The organism is Paucilactobacillus nenjiangensis (assembly GCF_005405445.1).
GTDB lineage: Bacteria > Bacillota > Bacilli > Lactobacillales > Lactobacillaceae > Paucilactobacillus > Paucilactobacillus nenjiangensis.
In genome coordinates this window covers 20,121-27,195 of the sequence record NZ_BJEB01000025.1, presented here as the reverse complement: position 1 = coordinate 27,195, position 7,075 = coordinate 20,121, and the positions used below count along the sequence as shown (strand labels likewise).

Here is a 7,075-nt window from a genome sequence, read left to right as displayed (position 1 = left end):
CCGCCGTATACGGAACCGTACGTACGGTGGTGTGAGAGGTCGGTAGCTGAACTAATCAACTGCCTCCTACTCGATTGTGGAATGATAGAACAACGAAGTTTTTAACTAGTCGTTCAAATGTTGAATTGCATATGCAGCTTCATCTGCGGTAAATTGTTCGCCATAACTAGAGGTTAATTGGTCTGAAATTGCATCAGGAGACATGTCCATATTATCCTGGTAATCTTTTGCCTTAGTTAACGCATTTTTGTTCCAGCCGACATTTTTTAAATTATCAACTGCGTATTGAGATGCTTCTGGTGAAAATCCCTCGCCAGCATCAGAAGATAATTGATCATATACTCCAGCTTTTGACATGTCCATCATTCTGGCATAAGTGGCTGCTTTACGTAATGCAGATTTATAATCAGCTGGAACGTCATCCGTAGAAGACGATTCTGTATTTTCTTCAGAATCTTCCTTTGATGAAGTCGCAACCTTTGTTGATTCAGTGCTGACCGGTGTATCTGATTTTGAACTTGTATCTGACTTTTTACCCATATTGGACAATGCAGCAACGACTAAAATAATAATTAGCCAAATCCACCATTTTTTGTACCATGCTTTTTGATTCTTTGTTTCCATATTGATTCCTCCAAAAGCAGCTTTTAGTGCCATTCAGAATTTGGGCATTTATTATTTGCTTCCAACAATGCTATTCTTCAAACTGTTTGTTGACGCGACTTGCAATCAAAACTGTATCCTGAAAAGCACGAGTGGCTTCAGGAATCGAATCCGCGTGAATAAATTGAGTCCAGCCGCCGTCAACATGGATCTGAACCTGCATTTCAACCCGGTGAATGGTGATTGCACCAACTCTTGCAAATGAAACATAATTAAACATTAATAAATCCTCCTAAATTTGTATCTAATTAATAGATACGGTAAAAAATCGCTTTTACATTAAATTAATTAATTTTTTTTGAAAAGGTTAGTGATATTTTGAATTACATATTGTGGTATACTAATTAAGTATTCGTTTATCTTCTGCGGTTTGACCGTAGAAATGTAATCTGATATAATAAGCAAGTTGTATTTGTGAACCGCAACTACAACCGCACGCAACAAGTCTTCAAAGCTTTAAGTAGCTACTTGTATGGCGAGTCTAAGATATTAAGGAGGTGCACAATATGTACGCAATTATCGTAACAGGTGGAAAACAATATAAAGTTGAAGCCGGAGAAGCTATCTTCGTTGAAAAATTAAACGTTGAAGCTGGTGAAAAAGTTACTTTTGACGAAGTTGTCTTCGTTGGTGGTGACTCAGCTAAGATCGGTACACCAACAGTTGCTGGCGCAACCGTTACAGGTACTGTTGAAAAGCAAGGCAAAGAAAAGAAAGTTATTACTTTCAAGTACAAAGCCAAGAAACATTCACATACTAAGCAAGGTCATCGTCAACCATATACTAAGGTTGTTATTGACGCCATCAACGCTTAATCGAGGTAAGTACAATGATTAAAGCAAATTTTGAATTAGATTCTCAAGACAATATCTTGAGTTTCCAAGTAACAGGACATGCTGAAGCTGGGCCTTATGGACAAGATATTGTTTGTGCGGCCATCTCAGTTTTGACCATTTCAACCATTAATGGGTTAGAAAATGTTGTTGATGTGCATCCCCAAGTCATCTCAGATGATTCAGAGGGTGGATTCATATCAGTTCAAAAGTTGGCAATTGACCATGATAGTCAAATCTTGTTAAAAACTCTGATGAATGGAGTTCGTGATGTAGCTCAGTCTTATCCGGACAATATCATCGTTGAAGAAGTTACAAAAATTTAAAGTTGGAGGTGAACGATTATGATTATGGATTTACAATTCTTCTCACATCATAAAGGGGGCGGTTCTACTGCCAACGGTCGTGACTCAGCTGGACGTCGTCTTGGTACAAAAGCTGCAGACGGTTCAACAGTTACAGCCGGTTCAATCCTTTATCGTCAACGTGGAACACATATCAATCCTGGTGAAAATGTTGGTCGCGGAAACGACGACACACTTTTCTCAAAGGTTGACGGTGTGGTTAAATTCGAACGCATGGGTCGCGACAAACGTAAAGTTTCAGTTTACCCAGTTGCTGAATAATTAAAGTTGATTACTATCCCAAAAGTTTTGGCTTTTGGGATATTTTTGTGGAGTTAAATAGGTGGTGAAACTGATGAACCAGATTGAACAACTAAAAAATTTATTCCCAGAGTTATTTATTGATGCTTTTTTAATTACTGATGAAATTAATATGCAGTATTTAACCAATTTTGGTTTAACACAAGGTGATGGTTGTGTTCTAGTCACAGCTAGTGAAACGTACATAATTACTGATGCACGCTTTGAAGAAGCTCTAAATGAAACAAATTTAGGCGATGTCAAAGTAAGGATTACCCGTGATTACTTTGGGGCTGTGAACACATTGTGTGGTGCATTGGGTTTAGAAACGATTGGAATTGAAGATACGGTTTCTTTACGTATTTACGACGCATTAGTTGATCAGTTGGATGCTGATATCGATGCAATGGACGATGTCATTGAGACTTTACGTTTTGTTAAAAGTTCATCTGAAATTATGAGATTAACTGCTTCCGCAGAATTAAGTTCGGCCGGTTTTGAATATCTGACCCAAGCTATACACGTAGGAATGTCAGAATTGGAAGTAGCTAATTTACTCGATGCTTGGATGAAACAGCAAGGTGCTCAAAAGTCTTCTTTTGATACAATTGTCGCTAGTGGCATCAATGCGGCCAAACCGCACGCCACTGCAAGTGATAAAATTATCCAGTCTGGTGATTCCGTCGTACTCGATTTCGGCTACTTTTTGGACAACTACACGTCCGATATCACCCGAACTGTGGTGATGGGAGAAGCTAGTGAGCAGATTAAAGAGATTTATGGCGTTGTGTTGGCAGCATCTCAGGCGGTGATTACAACTGCTAAAGCCGGCGCCAATGGACAAGAACTTGATGCTGCCGGTCGAAATATCATTGATCAAGCTGGGTATTCACAGCAATTTAATCATGGCATGGGACATGGTATCGGAATGTCAGTGCATGAATTACCAGCAAGCTATGGACCAAACAGTTCATTAAAACTTAAGTCTAATCAAATTATTACCGTCGAGCCTGGAATATATCTTCCAAATCTTGGTGGAGTGAGAATTGAAGACGATATTTTAATCACTGAAAACGGTCACGAAGTACTAACAACTGCTAATAAAGAACTGCTAATTTTGTAATTTAGTTGCAATTTTGCGTTTAATATAGCAAAATATAAATTGATATGTAATCTAGGAGGAAACAAATAATGGCAATCTCAACAGCAGATTTTAAAAATGGTCTTACAATTGAAGTGGATGACGCAATTTGGCGCATCATTGAATTCCAACATGTTAAACCTGGTAAGGGTGGAGCATTCGTTCGCTCAAAATTGAAGAACCTTCGGACTGGCGCAGTGCAAGATAAAACTTTCCGTGCCGGAGCCAAAATGGAACGTGCAAACATTGAAACTAAAAAAATGCAATATCTTTATGCAGATGGTGACAATCACGTGTTCATGGATACAGATACTTATGAACAAACTGAATTACCTGCCGAAAACATTCAAAACGAATTGAAGTTTTTGAAAGAAAACATGGAAGTAAGTATTACTTCATTTGGTAACGAAACTTTAGGTGTTGAATTACCTAACACTGTTACATTGAAAGTGGCAGCTACTGAACCTGGAATCAAGGGTGATACTGCTTCAGGTGGCTCAAAGCCTGCTACAATGCAAACTGGACTTGTAATTCAAGTTCCATTCTTTGTTAACGAAGGCGACGAATTAGTTATTAATACAACTGATTCATCATATATTTCTCGCGCATAATCGAATTCACAAACTAATCGGAGGCGTTTAAAATGGCTGAAGAAACAAATCTAATTTTAAACAAGGATGACCAATCACTAGGATCAATTGAAATTGCACCAAGTGTACTTGAAACAGTAGCTGGCATTGCGGCTAGCCAAGTGGATGGTGTTTCAAAGATGCATGGTTCAATCACCAGTAATGTTACTGAATTATTGGGCCGACCAGATCATGCTCGTGGTGTAAAATTATCAAGAGATGAAGATGAACTTGTGGTAGATGTTGACGTTTATCTTGAATATGGAGTACCAGTTCCTCGGACTGCGCTTGAAATCCAAGACAAAGTTAAACAACAAGTATCACTGATGACGGATTTGAAAATTCAAGAAGTCAATGTTCACATCGAAGGAATGGTTCCTGAAAAATCAGAACAAAAAGTGGATCCCAACGATATTTTTGCAGAAAATGAAAATGGTGAACAATAGTGAGCATGAATCGTCATCAAATAAGAAAGAGCGCATTTCAAACCTTATTTGCTGAATTAGCAAATGAGGATGCGGACATAGCTGAGCTTTATAAAGAAGTTTTAGCTATTGAACACGAAAAGGATATTCCAGACTATCTTGTGACACTGGTTGAAGGTGTCAACAATCATCGGGATTCCTTAAATGAACAAATCCAAAGTTTACTGAGTGCCAAATGGACAGTCAGTCGGATTGCTAAATCTGATTTGATTATTTTACAAATTGCATTATTTGAAATGCAATACGTAGATGATGTTCCGAATGCGGTTGTGATTAACGAAGCATTGGAACTCGCCGATGCATTCAGCGATGATTCTTCCAAGAAGTTCATCAATGGTGTTTTAGGTAGCTTTGAAAAACAAGTTGGATAATCAAAAGCTGAGATAGATTAAATCTATCTCGGCTTTTTTTACATCTGACAGAAAAATGAGCTCCTAAATATGATAAAATTGAATACATACATTCATTATTGGAGGGATTAAATTATGGCGATTATTTTAGATGGTAAGACCACAGCAGCGTCGCTAAATGATGCTACTAAAATTCAAGCTGATAAGTTAACCGCACAAGGTATCCAGCCAGGAATCGCGGTCATACTTGTAGGAGAAGATCCTGCGAGCCAAATATATACACGCAATAAACACCGTAAAGCTGAAAAATTAGGGATGAAATCGGTCCTAATCGAATTGCCAGAGACTGTCAGCCAAGATGAAGTCATCAATGAAGTTGAAAAGCTAAATCAAGACCAGTCAATCCATGCAATTTTGGTACAATCACCATTACCTGATCACATCGATGCCACCACTGTGACAAATTCAATTTTACCTAGTAAAGATGTGGACGGTTTTAACCCAACTAATTTAGGAAAATTATATGGACGCCAACCGGGTAATTATCCAGTGGCATGTACGCCTAAGGGAATTATGACGTTGCTCAAACAATATGATATTACATTAGCCGGTAAAAACGTTGTAGTCATTGGCCGGAGCGTACTCGTGGGCCGACCAGTCGCTGCTTTAATGATTAACCAAAATGCGACCGTCACGTTAGCAGGACGGTTTACGCAAAATCTCAAGGCACTGGCGAAAACAGCCGATATTTTGGTTGTTGCTACGGGGATGCCAGCGCTGATTTCTGGACAAGATATCAAACCGGGAGCAACGGTCATTGATGTTGGAATCAATCGTGGCGCAGACGGTAAATTGACTGGAGATGTTGATTTTGAAACTGCCAGCCAGGTTGCCGGTGCCATTACCCCAGTGCCGGGTGGAGTTGGGCCCATGACGATTGCGACTTTGATGCAACAAACAGTTGAATTAACTCAATGGAGTCTTAATAATGGAAAATAGTGATCAGTATCTTACTGTGACTGCCCTAACTAAATATATTAAGCGTAAATTTGATGTCGATCCTTATTTGGGTCGCATCTATTTAACTGGTGAACTATCTAACTTTAGATTACGTCCCAATGCTCATCAATACTTCAGTCTCAAGGATGATCACGCTAAAATCAGTGCAATCATGTTTAAGAGTGCATTTGAAAAAGTTAAGTTTACCCCTGAAGAAGGAATGAAAGTCCTTGTAACTGGTCGGATTAGCCTGTATGAAGCTAGTGGTAGTTACCAGATTTATGTTGATAGCATGCAACCAGACGGTATTGGTGCCTTATATCAAGCGTACGAACAATTAAAGAAAAAGTTGACTGATGAAGGGTTATTCGATTTACCAAAGAAACGGCTACCAATGTTTCCAAAGAGAATCGCGGTTGTTACTAGTCAAAGTGGAGCTGTTATTCGAGATATTATCACAACGGTCCAGCGTCGTTTCCCAATTGCACAAATCGTTTTATTTCCAGCACTAGTACAAGGGGATAAAGCGGCAGCTGATATCGTCAAACAGATTGAACACGCTAATGAAATTGGTAACTTTGATACTTTGATTATTGGTCGTGGCGGTGGCTCTATTGAGGACTTATGGCCATTTAATGAGGAAATAGTTGCTCGTGCGATTGTCGACAGTCAATTACCGGTTATTTCCTCAGTTGGTCATGAAACAGATACGACGATTGCTGATTTGGTAGCGGATGTTCGAGCAGCCACGCCAACTGCGGCGGCAGAGCTCGCGGTACCAGTTTTAAATGACGAACTTCTTAAAATTAATCAGTATCGACAACGACTTTTTCAAGCAATGAATCAAACGATTAAAATTGACCAACAAAAAGTGGCTAAGGTGCGAGAAAGTTACATTTTCACGCAACCCACTAGATTATATGAACGCTATATTCAAAATGTTGATTTAGCCAAAAATCGCCTGGAACAACTCAAAGATGGTTATGAGCAAAATTGGCAACAAAAAGTTGATTTACTCACGAATCGTTTGTCTGGTCGAAATATCCAACAATCAATTGCCAATCAACAGCAACAATTAGCAAACTTAGAGGTTCGGATTAATCAAGCAAGTCGCACAATTATTAATAATCAACGACAATCAACAGCCAAGCTAATTGCACAATTGGATAATTTAAGCCCATTAAAAATTATGAGTCGTGGATATTCATACGTAACTTTGGATAAAGAAGTCGTAAAGTCAGTCACTCAATTAACACCAAATCAGACAATTAAAATGAATTTTGAAGACGGATCTGCTTCGGCAGAAATCAAAGAAATCAATAAGGAGTAGG

The 7,075-nt window shown here is 38.8% G+C and carries 11 protein-coding genes and 1 other annotated feature; of the genes, 9 read left to right on the top strand and 2 right to left on the bottom strand.

Features of this window, described 5'->3' with window-relative positions:
• Positions 1-105: 105 nt before the first annotated feature.
• Together FFM59_RS05135 and FFM59_RS05130 are read right to left on the bottom strand one after the other, a co-directional pair.
• A complete protein-coding gene (locus FFM59_RS05135; RefSeq protein WP_170175939.1) occupies positions 106-624 on the bottom strand; it encodes an Ltp family lipoprotein in 519 nt (172 codons plus the stop codon).
• Positions 625-694: 70 nt separating this feature from the next.
• On the bottom strand, positions 695-883 hold the full coding sequence (locus FFM59_RS05130; protein WP_137601979.1) for a hypothetical protein: 189 nt from the start codon (positions 881-883) through the stop codon (positions 695-697).
• Between the two features lie 199 nt (positions 884-1,082).
• Positions 1,083-1,156: a sequence feature (ribosomal protein L21 leader region), on the top strand.
• A 13-nt stretch (positions 1,157-1,169) separates the two neighbouring features.
• Here FFM59_RS05130 and rplU point away from each other — a divergent pair.
• The 9 genes from rplU (at position 1,170) to xseA (ending at position 7,074) form a co-directional block, all read left to right on the top strand.
• Positions 1,170-1,478: a 50S ribosomal protein L21 gene (gene rplU, locus FFM59_RS05125; protein ID WP_137601978.1), complete on the top strand. Its 309-nt coding sequence runs from the start codon at positions 1,170-1,172 to the stop codon at positions 1,476-1,478.
• A gap of 14 nt (positions 1,479-1,492) precedes the next feature.
• A complete protein-coding gene (locus tag FFM59_RS05120; RefSeq protein ID WP_137601977.1) occupies positions 1,493-1,822 on the top strand; it encodes a ribosomal-processing cysteine protease Prp in 330 nt (109 codons plus the stop codon).
• Between the two features lie 18 nt (positions 1,823-1,840).
• Positions 1,841-2,122 carry a 50S ribosomal protein L27 gene (gene rpmA / locus FFM59_RS05115; protein ID WP_057890644.1) on the top strand — a complete coding sequence of 94 codons (282 nt, stop codon included), beginning with the start codon at positions 1,841-1,843 and terminating at the stop codon, positions 2,120-2,122.
• 73 nt (positions 2,123-2,195) lie between these two features.
• Positions 2,196-3,263, top strand: coding sequence for a M24 family metallopeptidase (locus FFM59_RS05110; protein ID WP_137601976.1), 1,068 nt, complete (start codon positions 2,196-2,198; stop codon positions 3,261-3,263).
• 68 nt (positions 3,264-3,331) lie between these two features.
• Positions 3,332-3,892 carry an elongation factor P gene (gene efp / locus FFM59_RS05105; protein WP_137601975.1) on the top strand — a complete coding sequence of 187 codons (561 nt, stop codon included), beginning with the start codon at positions 3,332-3,334 and terminating at the stop codon, positions 3,890-3,892.
• 32 nt (positions 3,893-3,924) lie between these two features.
• Positions 3,925-4,356 carry an Asp23/Gls24 family envelope stress response protein gene (locus FFM59_RS05100; RefSeq protein ID WP_137601974.1) on the top strand — a complete coding sequence of 144 codons (432 nt, stop codon included), beginning with the start codon at positions 3,925-3,927 and terminating at the stop codon, positions 4,354-4,356.
• Positions 4,356-4,766, top strand: a complete 411-nt coding sequence (gene nusB / locus FFM59_RS05095) for a transcription antitermination factor NusB (RefSeq protein WP_137601973.1) — start codon at positions 4,356-4,358, stop codon at positions 4,764-4,766. Before FFM59_RS05100 ends, nusB begins: the two co-directional genes overlap by 1 nt.
• 114 nt (positions 4,767-4,880) lie before the next feature.
• Positions 4,881-5,744 (top strand): bifunctional 5,10-methylenetetrahydrofolate dehydrogenase/5,10-methenyltetrahydrofolate cyclohydrolase, encoded by an 864-nt coding sequence (locus FFM59_RS05090; protein WP_137601972.1) that lies wholly within the window; start codon positions 4,881-4,883, stop codon positions 5,742-5,744.
• Positions 5,734-7,074 carry an exodeoxyribonuclease VII large subunit gene (gene xseA / locus FFM59_RS05085; RefSeq protein WP_137601971.1) on the top strand — a complete coding sequence of 447 codons (1,341 nt, stop codon included), beginning with the start codon at positions 5,734-5,736 and terminating at the stop codon, positions 7,072-7,074. Before FFM59_RS05090 ends, xseA begins: the two co-directional genes overlap by 11 nt.
• Position 7,075 lies beyond the last annotated feature (1 nt).

Coding starts and splice junctions, on each gene's coding strand:
- FFM59_RS05130 (WP_137601979.1), bottom strand. CDS start 883: ATGTTTAATTATGTTTCATTTGCAAGAGTTGGTGCAATCACCATTCAC.
- FFM59_RS05110 (WP_137601976.1), top strand. CDS start 2,196: ATGAACCAGATTGAACAACTAAAAAATTTATTCCCAGAGTTATTTATT.
- FFM59_RS05090 (WP_137601972.1), top strand. CDS start 4,881: ATGGCGATTATTTTAGATGGTAAGACCACAGCAGCGTCGCTAAATGAT.
- FFM59_RS05120 (WP_137601977.1), top strand. CDS start 1,493: ATGATTAAAGCAAATTTTGAATTAGATTCTCAAGACAATATCTTGAGT.
- xseA (WP_137601971.1), top strand. CDS start 5,734: ATGGAAAATAGTGATCAGTATCTTACTGTGACTGCCCTAACTAAATAT.
- rpmA (WP_057890644.1), top strand. CDS start 1,841: ATGATTATGGATTTACAATTCTTCTCACATCATAAAGGGGGCGGTTCT.
- FFM59_RS05100 (WP_137601974.1), top strand. CDS start 3,925: ATGGCTGAAGAAACAAATCTAATTTTAAACAAGGATGACCAATCACTA.
- efp (WP_137601975.1), top strand. CDS start 3,332: ATGGCAATCTCAACAGCAGATTTTAAAAATGGTCTTACAATTGAAGTG.
- rplU (WP_137601978.1), top strand. CDS start 1,170: ATGTACGCAATTATCGTAACAGGTGGAAAACAATATAAAGTTGAAGCC.
- FFM59_RS05135 (WP_170175939.1), bottom strand. CDS start 624: ATGGAAACAAAGAATCAAAAAGCATGGTACAAAAAATGGTGGATTTGG.